Origin of the sequence: Paucilactobacillus oligofermentans DSM 15707 = LMG 22743 (assembly GCF_001434315.1) — a bacterium.
GTDB lineage: Bacteria > Bacillota > Bacilli > Lactobacillales > Lactobacillaceae > Paucilactobacillus > Paucilactobacillus oligofermentans.
Genome location: NZ_AZFE01000032.1, coordinates 320,685 through 341,862 on the forward strand (window position 1 = coordinate 320,685; position 21,178 = coordinate 341,862).

21 protein-coding genes are annotated in these 21,178 nt (G+C 34.3%); 7 read left to right on the top strand and 14 right to left on the bottom strand.

The window, feature by feature from the left end; genetic code table 11:
- Nucleotides 1-35 precede the first annotated feature (35 nt).
- From FC70_RS08605 to FC70_RS08615, 3 genes are all read right to left on the bottom strand, one after another.
- Nucleotides 36-734 carry a DnaD domain-containing protein gene (locus tag FC70_RS08605; RefSeq protein WP_057890589.1) on the bottom strand — a complete coding sequence of 233 codons (699 nt, stop codon included), beginning with the start codon at nucleotides 732-734 and terminating at the stop codon, nucleotides 36-38.
- Nucleotides 735-756: 22 nt separating this feature from the next.
- Nucleotides 757-1,257: a cell wall elongation regulator TseB-like domain-containing protein gene (locus FC70_RS08610; protein WP_057890590.1), complete on the bottom strand. Its 501-nt coding sequence runs from the start codon at nucleotides 1,255-1,257 to the stop codon at nucleotides 757-759.
- Between the two features lie 66 nt (nucleotides 1,258-1,323).
- Nucleotides 1,324-4,131: a helicase C-terminal domain-containing protein gene (locus FC70_RS08615; RefSeq protein ID WP_057890591.1), complete on the bottom strand. Its 2,808-nt coding sequence runs from the start codon at nucleotides 4,129-4,131 to the stop codon at nucleotides 1,324-1,326.
- 176 nt (nucleotides 4,132-4,307) lie between these two features.
- On the opposite strand from FC70_RS08615, the gene mvk reads away from it, so the two are divergent.
- The 4 genes from mvk to fni are packed head-to-tail and all read left to right on the top strand — an operon-like array spanning nucleotide 4,308 to nucleotide 8,384.
- Complete coding sequence (gene mvk, locus FC70_RS08620; RefSeq protein ID WP_057890592.1) at nucleotides 4,308-5,258, top strand: mevalonate kinase; 951 nt, start codon at nucleotides 4,308-4,310, stop codon at nucleotides 5,256-5,258.
- Nucleotides 5,259-5,262: 4 nt separating this feature from the next.
- The gene (gene mvaD / locus FC70_RS08625) at nucleotides 5,263-6,231 is read left to right on the top strand and encodes a diphosphomevalonate decarboxylase (RefSeq protein WP_057890691.1); all 969 of its coding nucleotides are present in this window, start codon (nucleotides 5,263-5,265) and stop codon (nucleotides 6,229-6,231) included.
- A 26-nt stretch (nucleotides 6,232-6,257) separates the two neighbouring features.
- Nucleotides 6,258-7,328 (top strand): phosphomevalonate kinase, encoded by a 1,071-nt coding sequence (locus FC70_RS08630; protein ID WP_057890593.1) that lies wholly within the window; start codon nucleotides 6,258-6,260, stop codon nucleotides 7,326-7,328.
- 21 nt (nucleotides 7,329-7,349) lie between these two features.
- Entirely contained in the window at nucleotides 7,350-8,384 is a 1,035-nt protein-coding gene (fni, locus tag FC70_RS08635; RefSeq protein WP_057890594.1) for a type 2 isopentenyl-diphosphate Delta-isomerase, read from the top strand.
- A 29-nt stretch (nucleotides 8,385-8,413) separates the two neighbouring features.
- Here the strand turns inward: fni and FC70_RS08640 are convergent, their stop codons facing one another.
- Entirely contained in the window at nucleotides 8,414-9,766 is a 1,353-nt protein-coding gene (locus FC70_RS08640; protein WP_057890595.1) for an RsmF rRNA methyltransferase first C-terminal domain-containing protein, read from the bottom strand.
- 159 nt (nucleotides 9,767-9,925) lie between these two features.
- On the opposite strand from FC70_RS08640, the gene FC70_RS08645 reads away from it, so the two are divergent.
- On the top strand, nucleotides 9,926-10,738 hold the full coding sequence (locus FC70_RS08645) for a Cof-type HAD-IIB family hydrolase (protein ID WP_057890596.1): 813 nt from the start codon (nucleotides 9,926-9,928) through the stop codon (nucleotides 10,736-10,738).
- Nucleotides 10,739-10,784: 46 nt separating this feature from the next.
- Here FC70_RS08645 and glpK read toward each other — a convergent pair whose 3' ends face one another.
- From glpK to FC70_RS08660, 3 genes are all read right to left on the bottom strand, one after another.
- Entirely contained in the window at nucleotides 10,785-12,290 is a 1,506-nt protein-coding gene (gene glpK / locus FC70_RS08650) for a glycerol kinase GlpK (protein ID WP_057890597.1), read from the bottom strand.
- Nucleotides 12,291-12,316: 26 nt separating this feature from the next.
- Nucleotides 12,317-13,624 (bottom strand): diaminopimelate decarboxylase, encoded by a 1,308-nt coding sequence (lysA, locus tag FC70_RS08655; RefSeq protein ID WP_057890598.1) that lies wholly within the window; start codon nucleotides 13,622-13,624, stop codon nucleotides 12,317-12,319.
- A 77-nt stretch (nucleotides 13,625-13,701) separates the two neighbouring features.
- Nucleotides 13,702-13,887, bottom strand: coding sequence for a 2-hydroxymuconate tautomerase (locus FC70_RS08660; RefSeq protein ID WP_057890599.1), 186 nt, complete (start codon nucleotides 13,885-13,887; stop codon nucleotides 13,702-13,704).
- A 140-nt stretch (nucleotides 13,888-14,027) separates the two neighbouring features.
- On the opposite strand from FC70_RS08660, the gene FC70_RS08665 reads away from it, so the two are divergent.
- Together FC70_RS08665 and FC70_RS08670 are read left to right on the top strand one after the other, a co-directional pair.
- Nucleotides 14,028-15,440: a C69 family dipeptidase gene (locus FC70_RS08665; protein WP_057890600.1), complete on the top strand. Its 1,413-nt coding sequence runs from the start codon at nucleotides 14,028-14,030 to the stop codon at nucleotides 15,438-15,440.
- Between the two features lie 21 nt (nucleotides 15,441-15,461).
- Nucleotides 15,462-15,716 carry a zinc ribbon domain-containing protein gene (locus FC70_RS08670; protein WP_057890601.1) on the top strand — a complete coding sequence of 85 codons (255 nt, stop codon included), beginning with the start codon at nucleotides 15,462-15,464 and terminating at the stop codon, nucleotides 15,714-15,716.
- 55 nt (nucleotides 15,717-15,771) lie between these two features.
- Here FC70_RS08670 and rplS read toward each other — a convergent pair whose 3' ends face one another.
- The 7 genes from rplS to ftsY all read right to left on the bottom strand — a co-directional run bounded on the left by rplS (nucleotide 15,772) and on the right by ftsY (nucleotide 21,175).
- On the bottom strand, nucleotides 15,772-16,125 hold the full coding sequence (rplS, locus tag FC70_RS08675; protein WP_057890602.1) for a 50S ribosomal protein L19: 354 nt from the start codon (nucleotides 16,123-16,125) through the stop codon (nucleotides 15,772-15,774).
- 146 nt (nucleotides 16,126-16,271) lie between these two features.
- Entirely contained in the window at nucleotides 16,272-17,024 is a 753-nt protein-coding gene (gene trmD, locus FC70_RS08680; RefSeq protein ID WP_057890603.1) for a tRNA (guanosine(37)-N1)-methyltransferase TrmD, read from the bottom strand.
- 1 nt (nucleotide 17,025) lies between these two features.
- Nucleotides 17,026-17,529, bottom strand: coding sequence for a ribosome maturation factor RimM (gene rimM / locus FC70_RS08685; protein ID WP_057890604.1), 504 nt, complete (start codon nucleotides 17,527-17,529; stop codon nucleotides 17,026-17,028).
- Between the two features lie 193 nt (nucleotides 17,530-17,722).
- Nucleotides 17,723-17,998: a 30S ribosomal protein S16 gene (gene rpsP, locus FC70_RS08690; protein WP_057890605.1), complete on the bottom strand. Its 276-nt coding sequence runs from the start codon at nucleotides 17,996-17,998 to the stop codon at nucleotides 17,723-17,725.
- Between the two features lie 89 nt (nucleotides 17,999-18,087).
- Nucleotides 18,088-19,512, bottom strand: a complete 1,425-nt coding sequence (gene ffh / locus FC70_RS08695) for a signal recognition particle protein (protein WP_057890606.1) — start codon at nucleotides 19,510-19,512, stop codon at nucleotides 18,088-18,090.
- A gap of 12 nt (nucleotides 19,513-19,524) precedes the next feature.
- Nucleotides 19,525-19,866 (bottom strand): putative DNA-binding protein, encoded by a 342-nt coding sequence (locus tag FC70_RS09285; protein ID WP_057890607.1) that lies wholly within the window; start codon nucleotides 19,864-19,866, stop codon nucleotides 19,525-19,527.
- A gap of 4 nt (nucleotides 19,867-19,870) precedes the next feature.
- Nucleotides 19,871-21,175: a signal recognition particle-docking protein FtsY gene (gene ftsY / locus FC70_RS08705; RefSeq protein WP_057890608.1), complete on the bottom strand. Its 1,305-nt coding sequence runs from the start codon at nucleotides 21,173-21,175 to the stop codon at nucleotides 19,871-19,873.
- Nucleotides 21,176-21,178 lie beyond the last annotated feature (3 nt).

Here is a 21,178-nt window from a genome sequence, read left to right on the forward strand (position 1 = left end):
TCAAGACAAAATTGTCTTGAATCAAACCTTTTTTACTATTGTTGATCAGATATTTTATAAATTGGAATTTTAGGCTTAGCCTTTTTGTTGGTGCTGTCTTCCCGATTAATTGGGCGTTTTGTTTGTAGCTGCTCGACTTGTTGAACCGTCTTGATATTTTGACGATCCCAACTGTTTAAAATACGATCCATATATTTTAAACTCCAAGCTTGATTTAGAACGGCTTCTTGTAGGGACAAATTAATTAAATCAAATGGATAATTGTCTTCATCAATCCATTTTGCAACCGTTTCGAGTTCGATTGGTGATAACGGACGTCCAAACTCTATTTCTATTTTATTAAAAATTTGTTCACGATTAGTTTCGTTTTGTTCAGATGTTTGTTTACTACTACTGATTGTTTCTAACCCTACAATTTGTAAAATCAAATTATCAAAACTATATGATTCACTTTGTTTTCCATAAGCATCAATCGTTGTATCGTGTGTCATTAATTTCTGTTGAATCATGTGATGCATAATTTCATAAACTTGTGATGGTTCACTACCTAAATGTTCAGCAATTAAATTAATATCAGGTGAAACAATACCTTTATCTAAATAAGATTTTAGCTCCAAATAAACCATAAACTCTGCAGTTGACATACCCAAATCACGATATCGATGTAAAATAACATCGTTAATAACAGTTTGTCCCGATAATAGCCATTCTTGTTGATTACTTTTATTAGTCACTACTTAAACCCCGATTACATCATTAAATGTTTACAATTTTTTGTAAATCTTTTCCAGTTTTAAAATCTAGTAATTCATAACAGAGATGACCTTGTTTGTTTACATAAGAAACTTCCCAGACTGGTTCATTTTTAAAAACTCCCAACGCAATTTTTAAAACTTTTTTTGGATTTCGCTTATTCCAAATTTGAGTTAAGGCATCATTTTTGGTAATTCCCTTTTTTTGCTTTAAGACCTGTATAACTTTTCCTTTAGAACTAGTAATCACAAATATTTTCTGATTTTTTGAATTTTCTCCGGCAATTGTATAATAAGTTTTTTCTCGATTATACGTAAAGAAATCACCTGGATGTTTTAAATTAGCTTTCGCTTTGGCAATTGATATTGTCGTTTGTTCTGCTTGATTTTTTGGATGATTAGCAATCGCTAGTGCAGCCCAAATTGCAAGAAATACAATTATGATTGCAATGATTGTAATTCTAATCGGATGAAGATGCGATTTTCGTTTAGTTCGACTTTGCATTCAGTGCAATCTCCTTTTTAGATAATTTATAATTATAGCAGATTAAGCTAAATTAAGTTACTGATTTTATTGTTTAAAAAAATCAGTAGTTTTTATGATTAAGTCATCAGTTGAAACTGTTTCAATTGGCATATTTTCAGGAAATGTTCGCATAATTGTGTGACCATATCGACGATTAACTAACCGATTGTCTAAAATAACGGCAACTCCGCGATCCGTTTCGGTTCTAATCAGTCTCCCAATCCCTTGTCTTAAGCGTAATGTTGCTTTCGGTAAGGACGAATTGTAAAACGGATTTTTACCATTTCTTTGAAGCCAATCATTTTCAGCGCGCGTCACAATCGCATCTGGAAAATCAAATGGTAATCGCGTCACGATTAGTAATTCTAGTTGTTCGTTAGGTAAATCAATTCCCTCCCAAAAACTAGATGCCCCTAATAAAATGGCATTAGAACTAGTACTAAATTGCTTTAATAATTTATCTCGATTACCTGTAATTCCTTGCGCCATAATCTCACGGCCATTAAATAGATCTGTCGAACGTAACTTACTATAAACTTGTTCAATCGTTAGTAATGAGTTAAATAGGACCATGGTTTGTCGACTATTATCTTTAGTTAATTTATAAATTGTATCACATAAATAATTCAGATAATCTTGATAAAATTGATTTGAAATCTCAGGTGCATCTTCCGCAATAAAGAGTTTACTTTGTTGTGAAAAATCAAACGGCGAATCAATTCGCTTAGTTTTTGTATCTTTATAATTAATATCGAGCTGATCATAAATAAATTGTGAACGACTTGATGAAAATAGTGTTGCTCCTGTAAAAATGGGCTTTTGAAAGTATGGATATACATTTTGAGATAAAAATTGATTAGTGGTTAATAGTCCACCACTAAGTTTCATTGAGCTTTGGTCCATTGATTGCCGGATAGTCAGCCAGAAAACTGATGAAGATGTTTGATTAGTTAAAATTTCAATGAATTCTAGTAATCTTTCATATGTTTTAGTAATACTATTTAACTGACTTTCAAATTGGCCCATTAAAAAGCGATCACTAATCATCCAGCGTTCTGCACTCCGCGTAAATAGATTATCTAATTCAACAAAATGATCATTTAAATTGGTCATAATGCTTGAATAACTTTTGACTAATTTATCTTTTGGATTAAGGATCTTTTTCAATTGTCGACTATCGATGGGTTGTTCAATGATTGAACGAGAGTCATCAGCAACAACGTTTAGCATGAATCCTCGATATAAAATTTCTTCAAACTGTTTAACTGTATCTGACAAGCTAAGTAAATCACTTCTAATCGCACGAACATAATAATCACCATTAGGTAGATCGGTAAAAATCGATGCTAAATTTCGTTCATGACCATCATTAACCAATCCACGAAGAATATTTAATAATGTACTAAATGATTGAAAGTCAATTTCATGTCGCGATTGATGTAAAATATTTTCACTTAAATGTTGGGCTTCATCAATTACCAAGTATGGTTGATTTAGACTTTCCCCTAAATCAGTTGCGTGTTGTGCTAAATAAGAATGGTTAGTAATAATCACATCCGCATTAAGCATTGATTTTGCACGGCGAATTAAGAAATCATCATTATAAAACACACTATTTTTATCTAAACTATCGATACCTTGGTGCTTGATTTCATTAAAGTACGTTGAATTATAATTAACGAGATTTAATTCATCTAAATCACCGGTACTAGTTTCTAATAACCACACTAAAATTCTGGCTTTCAATAGCTGAATCGGTGTTGATTCCCCCATTGCGCTTAGTGAACGATAATAGCGCGTAATATCGACGTAATGTGAATTTCCTTTAAGGACTACGCTTGAAATCTTAAACGGGAGAATTTTATTCAATTGTTTAACGGCAATATCTGCCATTTGTCGTTGCTGAATATTAGTTGCTGTACTAACAACCACTTTTTTATCTGGATAGCTTAAATAAGCTAATGGCAACATATAACCTAATGTTTTCCCAATTCCAGTTCCGGCCTCAATTAAAATATTATGTTGTTCATCATGAATATAATTGTTATAAATCATATTCATCATTTTGGCTTGTCCACCGCGATAAATTAAATTACCGCCAAATAACTTCTCTTTTGATTGCTTTGAATTAGGATATTTCTTTTTCTTTAAATTACCATTGCGTACAACTTTTTTTACCTTAGTTAAAACCAGATTGTTTTTGATATAAAGTTCATTTGGTAAATCAAAAGCTACCAATTCTCGGCTATCTAATTCTGTTTTAAAGAATTCATTAGTATCATATGGTAAACCTAAGTTTAATTTAACCAACGTTTGTAAAGTAATTGTGGGCAATTGTTTGATTCGATCTAATAAGTTAACTAGTAATTGTCCCGTCGCTTCTGCATCTGAATCAGCACTATGTGGTGAATTATGTTCAATTGCTAAGTAATTAGTTAAATCACGAAGTCGAAAGCCAGGTGCAGTTGGTAATAAAATTTGACTTAACGTAACCGTATCAATTGCCTTAATTTCTAAGCTTGGATACCCTACCCGTTCGAATTCAGCATTTAAAAAAGGGAAGTCAAAACTGACATTATGAGCGACAAAAATGGTGCCAGAAAGTAAGCTGAACAATGATCCAGCAACGTCATCAAAAAAAGGGGCCTCTTTGACATCGTGTCCAGAGATTCCTGTCAGTTGCTCAATCATTGGTGGAATCGATCGATTTGGATTAATAGTTGTATTGAACTGGTTAACAACTTTATTGTTTGAGATGAGCACACATCCAATTTGAATTATTCGATCCCCATTTTTAATGCTGGTTCCCGTGGTTTCCAAATCGACAATTGAATATATTGGTTGCTTATCCATAATTTTCTCCGTATCAAATATCTTTTAATCTAATGTATATCATACTATTTATCACTGTAGTTTACCACGTACATTTAATGAAGAATTTATTATCTTTTACTGCAAAAAAAATTTGAAACAGGTATAATTGTATTTGGTTTTCATTTCGGTCTAAATAGAAAGTGGGTTATGACGTAATGCAATCAGGACAAGGTACAAGTCATGCCAAAATAATACTAATGGGTGAACATAGTGTCGTATACGGCGAACCTGCCATTGCAATGCCCATTTCAGAAATAAAATGTACAGTTACTATGAATCAAACGACTGATTCAATTCAAACGATTGATAGTCGCTATTTTAGTGGTAATATTAGTAACCTTCCAGATGCTATGTCTGGTATTTCTAAAGTAATCATATTTTTAGAAAATTATTTTAACGGAAAAAATGATGGTTGGCAAATGAAAATTACTAGCATGTTACCTGCCGAACGTGGCATGGGTTCATCAGCTGCTACTACTATTGCACTTATTAAGTGCTTTTATGATTTTTACGGCGCCACTATTTCTAAACAAGAACTATTAAAATTAGCTGACATTGAAGAACATATCACACATAATAATCCAAGTGGTTTAGATGCTGCCACGGTCAGTTCTAACCGACCAATTTGGTTTGTCAGAGATCAAACAATTGAACCGTTTGATATTAATATCGATGCTACGTTAGTGATTGCCGATACTGGTATTAGAGGAAAAACTAAGGAAGCTATTCAATTAGTTAAACAACAACTTGATAACTACCCAGAAGCCACTAACAAAGCCCTTAACAAATTAGGGACACTTACTAAAGATTCATCTAGGTTACTAAAAAATAACCAAGCTATTCAGTTGGGTGAATATTTTAATCAAGCTCAAACAATTTTAAGTAGCTTAAAACTAAGTCATCCAGCAATTGACAAATTAATAAAAATTGCCCGTTTAAATGGTGCATTAGGAGCTAAATTCACCGGTGGCGGCCGTGGTGGCTGTATTATAGCCCTTACTAAGAACAAAATTGATGCAAAAATAATTTCAAATGCACTAATTGATGCTGGTGCAACTGCCACTTGGGTGCAACCATTGAATACAATTGGAGTAAATAATGACTGATTTAATTGCAACTGCAAAAGCACATACAAATATTGCGTTAGTTAAATATTGGGGTAAACGCGATGAAACCTTAATTTTACCGTGGACTGATAGTTTGTCTTTAACTTTAAATGAGTTTTATACAACCACTAAAGTAACCTTTTCTGAAACTCTAGAACATGATAATTTTTATATTGATCGAATACTAGTAGATCAAAAAAATAATCAGAAATTAACTAATTTTATGAATGTAGCCAGAGAAAAAATTGGCTTAACTTATTTTGCTAACGTGGAATCTTTCAATTGCGTCCCTATTTCTGCAGGCCTTGCATCATCTTCATCTGCATTTGCCGCACTAGCTGGAGCGATATATGAAGCTAGTGGCGTTGACTACACGCTAAATGACGTTTCCAAACTGGCTCGTCGAGGATCTGGTTCTGCTACCCGATCAGTTTTCGGTGGCTTAGCCGAGTGGAAAAAAGGATCAACAGATGACGATTCCTATGCACAGCCAATTCAAGAAACGGTTGATTTTGGTATTGAGATGATTGCAATTTTATTAGATACCACTAAGAAAAAAGTTTCTAGTCGTTTGGGGATGCAAACAACGGTTGATACTTCCCCATTCTTTAACGAGTGGGTTAAAGTAGTTGAAAAAGATATGCAAATAATGCATCAGGCAATTGAAAAAAAAGACATCAACCTAATTGGTGAAATTGCTGAATCAAATGCAATGAGAATGCACTCACTAACCTTATCTGCAAGCCCAAGCTTTACATATTTTAATGCAGATAGTCTTCTAGCTATGCAAGAAGTTGAGAAATTACGTACAAATGGAGTAAAATGTTTTTATACTATGGATGCTGGTCCAAATGTTAAGGTTATTTATGACCGTAAAAATCGGGAAACAATTCTGCAGGAACTTTCAAAAGTTTTTGGTCGTGACCGCCTTGTGGTGAGTCAACCCGGTCCTGGAATTGAATTTATTAAATAGTTACATTGTGAAAGGAACAAAGTTAAGTGATTAAAGCAGCTGCACCTGGAAAACTATATATCGCTGGCGAATATGCAGTTGTTGAAACTGGATATCCGGCCATTCTCGTTGCATTAAACCAATTTGTTTTTTGTACCGTAGAAAAAAGTTCAGACGTTGGTAGTATTCTATCAACTCAATATTCAGAAAATTCAATTTATTGGCGTCGCCAAGATAATCAAATGATTTTTGATAATCGTGATAATCCGTTTCACTATATTCTTTCAGCAATTAAAATTACTGAAGATTATGCATGTTCACTTGGGCTTAATCTTAGTGTCTATCATTTAAAAATTGATAGCCAATTAGATAGTTCCGATGGAAAAAAATATGGCTTGGGTTCTTCTGCTGCAGTCACTGTGGCAACAGTAAAAGCGTTATGTGAATTTTATCAATTAAATGTCACTCAAGACATAATTTTTAAGCTATCCGCAATTGCTCATTTTGAAGTTCAAGGTAATGGTTCTTTAGGAGATATTGCCGCTTCAGTTTATGGTGGATGGATTGCATACCATTCTTTTGATCGTCGCTGGTTAATGGAACAACGTAAAAAAACTAATTTGATCGATTTAATTGCAATGGATTGGCCTAATTTGGAAATTGAACAGTTAAAAGCACCTAACAATTTAATGTTACTAATTGGCTGGACGGGTTCTCCCGCCTCTACTTCAAAATTAGTTGATAAAGTTTCAATTGCAAAAGCAAGAGAAAGCCAAGAATATCAAGACTTTTTACTAGCTAGTCAAGAGTGCATTCAAAAAATGATTTTAGGTTTTAGAAATAATAACCTGAATGTTATTCAAGATGGTATTAGAAAAAATAGACAAATATTACATGCTTTGTCTAAATTATCTGGTGTTTCAATTGAAACTAAAGCATTAACTAATTTATGTGAAATTGCAGAAGAATTTAACGGCGCTGCTAAAACATCTGGTGCCGGTGGCGGTGATTGTGGAATTGTAGCAATTGATGCAAAAAGTAATTTAAGTTTATTAATTGAAAAATGGACGAATGCAAAGATTGAACGTTTAAATTTATCAGTCCATGAAATTGACTAGTTATCATATGAGGTAATCAAAATGGAATCAATTCAATCGCATCGAAAAGACGAACATCTTTCTTTAGCAGAAAAGTTCTATTCAGCGGCTCATCAAGATAATCCATTTGATGAAATCCGCATTATTCATAATAGTTTGCCAGAATTAGGTTTCGATGATATAAGTTTAAAGACTAAGATTGATAATAATTTATTATTTGAACACCCCTACTATATCGAAGCAATAACTGGCGGTAGTAATCAAGCCACTAAAATTAATTCTCAACTTGCCAAACTAGCAGCTAAGCATCATCTTCCAATGGCGGTTGGATCAGCAAGTGTAATGCTTACTGATAAATCAACTGAAGATAGTTTCTCAGTTGTTAGAGAACAGAATCCAAATGGAATTATAATAGCTAATATCAGCGCTAATGCAACTGTCGAGCAGGCTAAATTTGTGATTGATTTTATGCAAGCCAATGCATTAGAAGTCCATATTAATACCACACAAGAATTGGTCATGCCTGAGGGCGAGCGTGAATTTTATTGGCTTGAAAATATTAAACAATTAATTGATGCGCTTGATATTCCGGTAATTGTTAAAGAAGTTGGTTTTGGTATTAGTCATGAAACAGTTGATCAGCTTCAAGCAATCGGTGTTACTAACATTAATGTTAGTGGTCGTGGCGGTACTAATTTTGTTGAAATTGAAAATCGGCGTAATCATCAAAATGATTTTTCATACTTAACTAATTGGGGTCAGACAACTGTTGAATCATTGTTAGATAATTCAAACAATTCTAATATTAACTTATTGGCATCAGGTGGTATTAGTAATCCTTTAGATGTAATCAAATGCGGTATTCTTGGCGCTAATGCAGTCGGTGTTGCTGGTTTCTTTTTACATGTGTTAATTAAAGATGGTTACGACCAATTAGACCAAACTTTAACTAATTGGGATGATGAATTACGTAAATTACTTGTGTTATGTGGTGCTAAGTCATTTAACGATTTAATTGATATGCCTTATATTTTATCAGCTAACTTAAATAATTTTGTTTCACAAAGACAAAAATAGGATTGCCTAATTAGGCAATCCTATTTTTATTAGATTCGAAGTCCTTTAGGATAGAAATTTTTAAGTGTCTTACCAACTAGTTTACTAAAACTAACTGAATGGCCTTCACAAACAAGCAAATACCATCCCTTATCTTTTAACTCATCAATCATTAGTGTTTCACCATGGATATAATGTTTCCACTGATCAAGACTAATAATAATTTTATGATTAATTTGTTCTGAATTAGTTGCCAGTGCAAGCGAGTGTGACGGTTCAAACCGATTTTTCTTAAAAATACCCAAATGTAAACCGGGACGCATAAATTTTATTTTATTAATCGAATTTAACCCAATTGGTAATACATATAAATTATCACCAAATTTAACTAAGGTTCCCTCTGGTATTTGTAATCCAGTTTCAAAAATAAAATCATTAAATAATTTTGTTTCAGCTTTATCCATTTGATCATACTTCGGTGTCTTGTTTTTATCTTGATTTTCTTCTACTTCATTTGAAACAAACTTAGCTACAAAATGGCCTTCACCTTTAATATGATGTGGAAATAAACGTACAGCATTTTTAATTTCAGGATTACCGTCTCCCCAGTCTGGATTTGCACTATCCATACCGTCATAATTTTTGATGGGAACCATCGATAGCATTGGATATTCAGACAGTAACCAAGCAGCAATTTGTTCATCTTCTTCAGGTGCAAATGTACAAGTTGAATAAACTAATGTTCCACCAGGTCTTAGCATTTCAAGTGCAGACGCCAATATTTTTTGTTGTCGATTTGCACATTCATTAGAATAATCTTCATTCCAATATTGCATTCCAGCTGGTTCTTTTCGAAACATTCCTTCACCTGAACATGGCGCATCAACTAAAATACGATCAAAATACTTTTGAAAATGAGGTGCAAGTCGATCAGGGCTTTCATTGGTTACAATTGTATTAGTCGCACCCCATCGTTCTACGTTTTCTGACAAAACAGCAGCTCGTTTACTAAATATTTCATTACTGACTAAAATTCCAGTGTTATTCATTTTATTAATTAAATGCGTACTTTTCCCACCTGGTGAAGCACATAAATCAAGAATTTTTTCTCCTGGTTGTGGATCAACTACTTCCCCAACGTACATTGCGGAAGGTTCCTGACTATAAATATAGCCAGTTATATGATCTAAAGTTTTACCGTTAATTTGGCCGTAAAATCCGGTATCACAATAATCAATTCTATTCTGATTTTCAAGATATTCTTTAGTTGTTAGTTTACCGGTTTTAATCGTATTAACGCGATAGCCACTAATACTAGGTTCATTAAAAGTGGCAAAGAATCCATCGGCCTCTTGACCAAGTAACTTTTTATATTTTTCAATAAATCCAATTGGTAATTCCATGTTATCTCCATTTCATAACTTATTGTATATTACAATTAATTTAGTTGCTATATACAATTAGATTAATTTATTAACTTTTAAACTGTCAATGATGGTCAATTTTAAGTAATTATGATACATTTTAATAATGTAATCTAAAAATAGGACGGTTATTAATCTATGAATCAACATTTAATTGCCATTGACTTAGATGGTACTACACTCAATAATGATGCACAATTATCCCCAACAACTATTAAAACAATTAAGGCTGCTAGTAAAGCTGGTCATATCGTCAGTATTGTAACCGGTCGGCCTTATCGTATTTCGCAACGATATTATGATAGCTTGGGTTTAAAATCTCCCATGGTTAACTTCAATGGTGCTCTTGCCCATATTCCCCATGAAGAATGGCACCAAGAATATCAAAAAAATATCAATCGTGAAATTGCTTTAGACCTATTAACTCATAAAGACGAGCTTGGAATTGATACGATGACTGCTGAAAATAAATTACATCTTTGGGCTAATCGACAAAGTAATGTAATGGCTGACTTTTTCCCTACTAAACTTAATCCAAATGAAGTATTAAATAGTAATAATTTAACATCGGACCCCACCGCGCTAACTGTTGAATATAAACCCGGTGAAAAAGATACTTTAATTAAAAATATTCAGGACAATTACGGTTCTGACGTTGATATCCGTGTTTGGGGTGGTCCTCATAATATCCTTGAAGTTGTTTCTAAAGGTATTCAAAAAGCCATGGGTGTTTCTTATCTTGCTAAGACATACAATATTGATCAATCAAATATTATTGCCTTTGGTGATGAAGAAAACGATGCTGAAATGATTAAATATGCCGGTCGTGGTGTTGCAATGAAAAATGCGATTCCTTCAATTACGGCATTAGCTGATGATCAAACAGAAGTTGATAATCAACATGATGGCCTTGCACACTATTTAAACGATTATTTAAAATTAGATATTTAATTTAATAAAGCCAAAACGTCTGAGAAAAATTACTCAGACGTTTTTTTTATTCTTTATGTGAGAAGAATTGAGCTGCTTTAATTGCATTTTGCCAGCCAGCATAGATTATATCTGCTCGTTGATGATCCATAGTTGGATCAAACTTATCACCAATTGTACTTAGCTTTTTCAATTCATCTTGATCATGCCAAAAACCAACTGCTAATCCTGCTAAGAACGCGACCCCTAAAGCGGTAGTTTCTTCAATTTTAGCCCGATTAATTTTAGTCTGTAAAATATCAGCTTGAAATTGCATTAAGAAATTATTTTTTGATGCACCACCGTTAACTGTCAATGCTTTTAAACTTAATCCGGTATCTTTAATCATAGTATCAATAACATCTTTGGTTTGAAATGCGATTGACTCAACGGTAGCTCGTACGATTTGATCTTTTGTTGTTCCACGAGTTAAACCAAACATTGCCCCACGGACTTCTTGATTCCAATATGGTGCCCCAAGTCCTGTAAATGCTGGGACTACATAAACACCATTAGTTGTTTTGGCATCAATAGATTGTTTCTCTGAGTCTGAGGCATGTTCGACCATTTTCATACCATCTCTAAGCCATTGAATTGCTGAGCCAGCGACAAAAATACTTCCTTCAAGGGCATAATTAACTTTACCATCAAGACTATATGCAATCGTGGTTAATAGTCCATTGTCTGAAAGTGTTGGTTCATGCCCGGTATTCATGACAATAAAGGCCCCAGTTCCATAGGTATTCTTAACGCTACCTTTTTCGAAAGCCGCCTGTCCAAATAATGCAGCCTGTTGATCTCCGGCAATCCCACTAATTGGAATTTCCACGCCATAAAAATGATAATCAACCGTATAACCGTAGATTTCAGAAGACGATTTAACCTCAGGCAACATTCCTGATGGAATATCCAATAAATCTAGTATTTCATGATCCCACTTTAAATCATGAATATTAAACATCATTGTTCGACTAGCATTAGTAACGTCGGTCGCATGAACTTTACGCCCTGTAAGATTCCACAATAGCCATGTATCAATGGTTCCAAATAATAATTCACCTTTTTTTGCACGTTCATAAGATCCTGGTACATGATTTAAAATCCACTTAATTTTGGTTGCAGAAAAGTAGGAATCAATAATTAAGCCAGTTTTTTCATGAATTAAATCTTGATAACCCTCACTGATTAATTGATCGGCGATTTCACTTGTCTGCTTAGATTGCCAAACAACCGCATTATAAATTGGTTCTCCAGTTTCTTTATCCCAAATAACTGTTGTTTCACGTTGATTAGTAATACCAATTGATGCAATTTTATACGGCTTAATTTGCGATTGAATCATCACATCTGCGATGACTTGTTGGACACCTTCCCAAATTTCGGTAGCATCATGTTCTACCCACCCAGGCTTTGGAAAGTATTGTTTAAATTCACGTTGTGCTTTAGCGACAACATTTCCTTGATTATCAAAAATAATTGCACGTGAACTAGTAGTTCCTTGATCAATTGACATTACATATTGTTGATTTGCCAAATTAATTCACCCCTTTAAACTGGAATTTAATTTAATGTGATATCAAGTTTAACGATATCTGCTAATGACTCACGTTTAACGACAAGTTGTGATTTACCATCTTCACAAAATACAACGGCTGGTCGCGGATTACGATTATAATTACTAGCCATTGAATAACCATAGGCACCGGTATCAAGGACCGCTAGTAAATCGCCTGCCGTTGGTTTGGCTAACATTTGGTCCCATGCAAGCATATCACCTGATTCACAATATTTACCCGCAACTGATACTTTACTATTAGCTGGTTCATTCATCTTATTAGCCAATACCGTCTCGTATTTAGCTTCGTATAATGCAGGACGGATATTATCACCCATCCCACCATCAACCGCAATATAATCACGAATATTTGGAATGCTTTTACTTGAACCAACCGTATATAAAGATATGGCTGCTGATCCAACGATTGAACGACCAGGTTCAATCCAAATTTCAGGACATGGGAAGTTGTTCTTAGATGATAGTTGTTTAACTTCTTCGATAATAGCACTAATAAAAGTTTCTGGAGCCAACGGATTTTCATCGTCGGTATATTGAATTCCAAACCCACCACCAAGATTAAGTACACTGGCAGTAAAATTAAACTTAGCTTGCCAGTCGATTAATAAATGCATCATTTTATCAGCTGCGCCCACAAAGCCTGCCGTAGCAAAAATTTGGGAACCAATATGGCAATGTGCACCTAACATATTTAAATACGGAGCTGCTAAAATTTGCTCCAACGCTTGATCAGCTTGGCCACTATTTAAGTCAAAACCAAACTTTGAATCTTCTTGACCAGTTGAAATATATTCATGCGTATGTGCTGAGATTCCAGGAGTTACTCGAATCATCACATCAACTTTTTGTTTTCGGTCTTGAGTCAATTGATCTAATAACGATAATTCATAAAAGTTATCAATAATGATACAACCAATGTTTTGATCTAAGGCAAAGGTTAATTCTGAAATTGATTTGTTATTACCATGAAATGAAACTTTATTCATTGGGAATCCCGCTTGTTTTGCAGTATATAGTTCCCCTTCAGAAACAACATCACAATGAATGTTTTCTTTATTAATTAGTTGATACATTGCAAGTGTTGCAAAAGCCTTGCTAGCATAACTAATTTGATACTTAACATTAGCTTTTTCAAAAATTGCTTTAAAATGTGTAATTTGTCGGCGGATAATGCTAGTATCATATGCAAATAATGGAGTTCCATATTCTTTTGCTAATTGTGTAGTATCTACACCACCAACTAGGAGATGACCTGCTTCGTTCACTTGACGTTCACTAATTTGAGTACTCATCTAATTCCTCCAATGTTTAATATAAAGAAAAAAGGTAGCGGATTAACATGCATCCTGCCACCTTTTAACTAGTTATTTTATTGGTCGCTTTTTAAAACTCCACCAACACTATAATGATCAGGTTGCATTTCGTTTAAAACAATGTGTACTCGTTCTTCTGGAACAACCGCATTTTTAGCAATTGCTGCAGTAACGTCTTTAACAAGACCTTTTAATTGTTCTGGTGTTCGACCAGCTACTAAGTCAATGTGTACTAATGGCATTTGATTCACTCCTATAAAAATTTATTAGGTATAGTATACTTTAAAATTGGACGTTTGCCAATTATCCTAACGTGTTTTACTTAAATAAAATCTAAATTTCAGTTACAATTATTATATTAATTATTTGAAAGGTTTAAATTATGGAAAATAAATCAAAATATTCAGCTTGCACAAGCATTCTAATTGGTAAAAAAGCCAGTATTGACGGCACTATCATGATTGGTCGTAATGAAGATGCTAAAGCTTCATGGCCCAAACATTTCGTCATCCGTCAGCGTAACGAAATTATTAATCATTTTAAATCTAATGACAATGATTTTGAAATGGATTTACCTACCACTAGTGCAAGATATACTGCAACACCAGAATGGACCGACAAATTTGGCGTTTTTGAAGAAGCCGGAATTAATGAATTTAATGTCGCAATGAGTGCGACAGAAAGTGCCTATTCAAATGTCAGAGTTCTTGCCGCCGATCCGCTGGTTTCAACTGGAATTACTGAAGAAGCCATGGTAACCGTAGTTTTACCATTTATTAGTTCTGCGCGAGAAGGTGTTAAACGACTCGGTGAAATTATTGAGACACATGGTACTAATGAATCAAATGGAATTTTATTTGCTGATGATAATGAAGCCTGGTATTTAGAAACGGCTGGCGGACACTATTGGGTAGCACAAAGAATTCCAGATGACTCTTATGCTGTTGTCGCTAATCAATTAAGTATTCAAGAAATTGACTTCAATGATTCTGAACAATTCATGTTTCATGCAGATATTAAAGATTTTGTTGATAACAACAATCTTAACCCTAATCCAAATAGTTTTAATTTCAGAAAAATTTTTGGAACTAATGACGCATCAGATTCAGTCTACAATACTCCCCGAGTTTGGTATGGTCATCGCTTATTTAGTCCAAATGGTGTTTCTGATGAATCCCCAGAATCAAGCGAACTTCCCTTTATCATTAAACCGAGTCGTCTATTATCAGTTGAAGATGCCCAAACTTATTTAAGTTCTCACTTTCAAGGAACACCCTATGATCCAATTGGAACTGGATCCGAAAAAGAAAAACATAAATACCGACCTATAAGTTTGGCTAAAACACAGGAATCTCATATCTTGCAAATGAATCGCATCCCGGCGAACCTACATTGGTTATCACTTGGCGTCAGCGCTCAAAGTGTTTATGTCCCCTTTTATGCCGGGATTACAGATACCCCAATTCGCTATCAACGTGGCAAACAACAATACGATTCGGACAGTGAATATTGGAATTATAAATTGGCAGGTGTGTTAATTGATGCTCACCTTCATCAATTCAGTAAACCTTTAGCTGATTTACAAACTAGTATTAACATTAAGATGCGTGAGATGCTAAAAAAAGCTGATCTAGGGCTTCCAACTCGAAATAACGAACAAGGAGCTTACTTTACTGAAAAATCAGCTGAAATCGCTCAATATTCATCATCACGTTATCAAGAATTTATTAAGCAAGTTATTACTGAATCAACTGACTTGTCGTTATTAAACTTTAAAACAGATGCAAATTTATAGATTTGCTAACAGGGGAATATTATGAATAAATTTTGTCAAAGTTGTGGTATGCCCTTAGAAGGGCATCAAGGTACTGAAGTAAATGGTACTTTGTCAAATGACTACTGTGAAATGTGTTATCGTGATGGTCAATTTATTGAACCAAAGATTACATTTAATGAAATGAAAACTCGTGGGATTACCGGCTTAAAACAAAGTAATAAAAATATTCTTGTTAAGCAACTAATGATTTGGGGATATCCGTTCCAGTTAAAGAATCTAGACCGTTGGAAATAATCATTAAAATCTGCACAAAAAAAGCAATCCATAATGGATTGCTTTTTGTTTGTAATTAAACTCGACGTTCTTGGATACGAGCTGCCTTACCGTGAAGTGCACGTAAGTAGTATAACTTAGCACGACGAACACGACCATGACGAATTACTTCGATCTTATCAACACGTGGTGAGTGAAGTGGGAATGTACGTTCCACACCAATACCACTACTGATCTTACGAACAGTATAAGTTTCGCTGATAGCAAAACCATGACGCTTGATAACAACACCTTCAAATAATTGGATACGTTCGCGTGTTCCTTCGACGATACGAGCATGAACTCGAACAGTATCTCCGGCACGGAATTCTGGAAGATCAGTACGTAATTGACCTTCAGTAAGCTTTTGAATTAAAGTATTTTGACGCATGTTAGTTCTCCTTTTTCAATCGACATTCATGTTAAGCTTAGCAGCGGAATATCGTTACTATGACTTTATAGCCATATATAATAATATCATACTTTATCCCAAATAGTAAATATATTTAATGTTATTTATCCTAAATGATAACACTATTAATTATCTTCAGACTCTTCCATTTTAATATCTGCAAGCAAATGTCGTTGCTGTGCTGTTAGCTCAATATTTTCAAGTAAATCTGGACGACGTTGATATGTCCGTCGAAGTGATTCCTTTTCTCGCCATTCAGCGATTAACTTGTGGTTCCCATTCATAAGAACTTCTGGAACCTTTAACCCCTGATATTCTGCTGGTCGAGTATATTGTGGATATTCAAGTAATCCATTTGAAAATGAATCACTGGGTGCTGATTCTTTATTACCTAAAATTTCTGGTAATAGTCGTGCAGTTGCATCAATCATGACCATTGCTGGTAATTCACCACCAGTTAACACAAAATCACCTAAAGAGATCTCATCAGTTACAATACTGCGAATCCGTTCATCATAGCCTTCATAATGGCCACAAATAAATGTTAAATGCTCTTCTTGCGCTAATTCTTGCGCAACTTGTTGATTAAATGTTTTTCCAGCAGGATCAACTAAAATCACCTTACCCTTGGGATATTTATCTGCCGTTTTTGCAACGGTATCTTCGTAAGCCGATAAAATTGGTTGGGCCTGTAATAACATTCCTGCTCCACCACCATAAGGATAATCATCTACATGATTTTGTTTATCATCGGTATAATCTCTAAAATCAGTGACTTCAACGTCTAACAAATCTTTTTCAATCGCCTTACCAATAATTGATTCATTTAATGGAACTTTAACCATTTCTGGAAATAAAGTTAGGACATCAATCCGCATTTTATAGTCCCTCCATCAATTCGATAGTAACTTTCTGATTTTTTAAATCAACTTTTTTAATTACATCGTCAATGACTGGTAATAATAGATCATCTTGACCTTTACGATTAACTACCCAAACATCATTAGCACCAGGTGACATGATTTCTTTAATGGTTCCTAAAGTTTCACCTTCAATGGTTTCAACGGTTAAGCCAATAATTTCACGATAGTAATATTCATCTTTTTCTAAGCCCTGTTGTTCATCTTCACTAACTACTAAATCAAGTCCTTTATACTTTTCAACTAGATTAATATCTTCTAGTCCAGTAAATACAACCATATACATATTTTTTTGAACTTTAGCTGATTTGATTGTTACCGCGATATTTTTTTCTTTTGTGACGATATAAAGTTGCTTACCTTTTTTATAACGTAATTCTGGGAAATCGGTTACTGAAAGGATTTTTAATTCTCCTTTTAAACCGTGTGTATTAACAATGGTACCAATTTTATAATAATTCATTAATTATCCTCATTGATTGCTTATTAGGTTCAAAAAAACTCCCAACACGATATGTGTGGGAGTTTTGTGTTTAACGAGTATTAATAGTGAAACGAAACTTCCGCGATTTGATTATTAATCAAAGACCGGATCGTAGAAGCAACACGTCCCTTATAAAGTGACTTAATTTCATTATTGATAGTTTATTAAACGACTACTTTTTGATCATTTTAGATTCATGATATTCTTTCATGATTCCAGCCTGAGATAACAAGTTACGAACTGTATCTGAAGGTTGGGCACCATTGTTTAACCATTGCATAATGTCTTCTTTTTCAAGCTTAACTTCTGCTGGTTCAACTAGTGGATTGTATGTTCCAACTGTTTCGATGAAACGACCGTCACGTGGTGAACGTGAATCGGCAACAACAATACGATAGAATGGACGCTTCTTTGATCCCATTCGTTTCAAACGGATTTTAACTGACATGTGTGAACACCTCCTCGAAGTTTTTTAACAAATAATAATATACCATGCGAAAAATAGTTTGTAAAGTATTTTTACTTAACAGATAAAAATTATTTACGTTTATTACGTTTTTTCTTATTCTTTTTCATTTTTCTAGTCATTTGTTTCATAGCTAATTTACCTAATCGACCACCAGGAACATTACCACCCATCATTTGTTCCATGCCTGCCATATTACCACTAGAAACTTGTTTCATCATTTTTTTCATTTCATTAAATTGCTTAATCATTCGATTGACTTCAACAATTGGTCGAGCAGCACCGGCAGCTAACCGACGGCGACGACTAGGATTAAGTAAATCAGGATTTTCACGTTCAGCTGGGGTCATTGAATAAACAATTGCCTTAATATGATCCATATCTTTTGGATCAACATTTACATTTTTTAAGGCGGGATTATTTGCCATTCCCGGAATCATTTTCATGATATCTTCGATAGGCCCCATATTTTGAACTTGTTGCATTTGCTCCAAAAAATCGTTGAAATCAAATGTGCTTTCACGCATTTTTTCCATTGTTTTTTGAGCTTGATCTTCATCAAAATCTTGTTGGGCTTTTTCAATCAGAGTGAGCATATCGCCCATTCCTAAAATTCGTGATGACATTCGATCAGGATGGAAAACATCCAAATCAGTCATTTTTTCACCTTGACCAACAAATTTAATTGGTTTGCCAGTTACGGCACGAATCGATAGAGCAGCCCCACCACGGGTATCGCCATCTAACTTGGTTAATACTACCCCAGTTAAATTTAATTGATTGTTAAACCCATCAGCCGTCTCAACTGCGTTTTGACCAGTCATTGCGTCAACAACTAATAAAATTTCATCAGGTTGTGACAATGTTTGAATTTCAACTAACTCGTTCATCAATTTTTCATCGATTTGTAAACGACCAGCCGTATCAATGATTACATAATCATTGTGATTTTCTTTTGCCACCACTAAACCTTGGCGGACGATTTCAACTGGATCAACATCTGTACCTAATTGAAATACTGGAACATCAATTGATTTAGCGACCGTTTCTAACTGATCAATGGCCGCTGGACGATAAACATCGGCCGCAATGAACATTGGACGAGCATTTTCTTCATTTTTTAATTTAAGAGCCAATTTACCGGCAGTAGTGGTTTTACCAGCCCCTTGAAGACCAGTCATCATAATGATGGTTGGTATTTTTTCTGATTTATTTAAGGGAACCGCTTCAGATCCCATTGTTTTTGTTAATTCTTCATCAACAATTTTAACAATTTGTTGAGCTGGATTTAGTCCCGTTAAAACATCCGTACCGGCAGCTCGTTCACGTACTTGCTTAACAAAATCTTTTACAACCGCAAAATTGACATCGGCTTCTAATAAAGCAAGGCGAATTTCACGCATTGTTTCTTTTAAATCAGCTTCAGTAACCTTGGGCTTCCGACGTAATTTCGTCATTGCACTTTGTAATCGTTCAGTTAATCCTTCAAAAGCCATTAATCAGCGCTCCTATTCTTCTTCCAAATTCTCGAGTCGTTCAATCAGTGACTTCAAGTCGTTATCATCTGGATACTTATTATCAATATATGTTTTGATTTTATCAACTTGGTTATTCCGCACCGTGAAATCAGCATATAAATGTAATTTTTCTTCATAATCTAATAATACGGTTACGGTACGCTTTATATTATCATATACTGCCTGTCTACTGACATCGAATTCTTCAGCAATTTCACCTAATGAGTAATCATCAGCATAGTATAGCTGAATATAATCATTTTGCTTTTGAGTTAATAGTGATTGATAAAATTCAAATAATGAATTAATTTGTTCATTTTTTTCAATTTCCATTAGGTTATCCTTCTTGAGTAACTAATCCTTTAAAGAGACCGTATACATACTCACTGGCATTAAATTCTTGTAAGTCAGTTACCTTTTCACCTAACCCAACAAATTTAACCGGTAAATGAAGTTCATTTCGAATTGCTAAAACAATCCCACCACGAGCAGTTCCATCTAATTTAGTTAGCACAATTCCCGTTACATCAGTGCTATCTTTAAACATTTTTGCTTGTGTTAGTGCATTTTGACCAGTAGTTGAATCAAGAACCAACAAAACTTCTTGTGGTGCACCAATAATCTCACGTTCAATAATCCGTTTCATTTTTTCCAATTCATTCATTAAATTAACTTTGTTTTGTAAACGACCAGCTGTATCAACGAATAACACATCATAATTATCTTGTTTGGCTTTATTAACCGCATCAAAGACCACTGAAGCTGGATCACTACCATCTGGTCCAGTAATAACTTCAACCCCGGAGCGTTCACCCCAGACTTGTAACTGTTTAGTAGCCCCAGCACGGAAAGTATCAGCCGCCGCTAGTAAAACTCGTTTACCTTGTTGCTTATATTTAGCTGCCATTTTACCAATTGTCGTTGTCTTACCAACACCATTTACTCCAACAAATAAAATAACTGTTGGCCCTTGTGATGCAAAATGAATACTATTATCTTCGTGTTCACCTTGTTGGTCATAAATTTGAACGAGTTTTTCAATGATTACGTTAGAAACGGCTTGTTTATTTTTTGCATTTTTTAATTTAACTTCATCTCGTAGTTGATCACTAATCGAAACTGCCATTTCAAAGCCAACATCTGATTTGATTAAAGTTTCTTCTAGTTCTTCAAAAAAATCTTCGTCAACACTTCTAAAATTAGCTAAAAATTCATTTAACCGACTTCCAAAAGTTGAACGAGTTTTTTCAAGCCCTTTTTCATAACTATTTTCTTTGTTACTTACTTCTTCTACAGGTTCTGTAACGGCAACTTCTGATACAACTTCTTGTGAACTAACCAAATAATCACTGGTGATATCAGATGTTGCTGACACACTTTGCGGTTTTGATTCTTGTTCACTTGTAGCTGTTTCAGATGCTATTAATTCAGCAGAATTAGATAAAATTAGGGTCTCTTGAATTGGGGTTTCACTTTTAATTTCAACTACTGATTCTGCCGAAACAGATTCAATAACGGTTTCTGACGAAATTAAACTATCACTAGTCTCCGAGTGAAGTGTCTCGCTTGGTAATTCTGATTCGACTTCTTTTGGTAATTCTGATTCACTTGATTTACGCTTGAAAATATCAAATAATCCCATGTT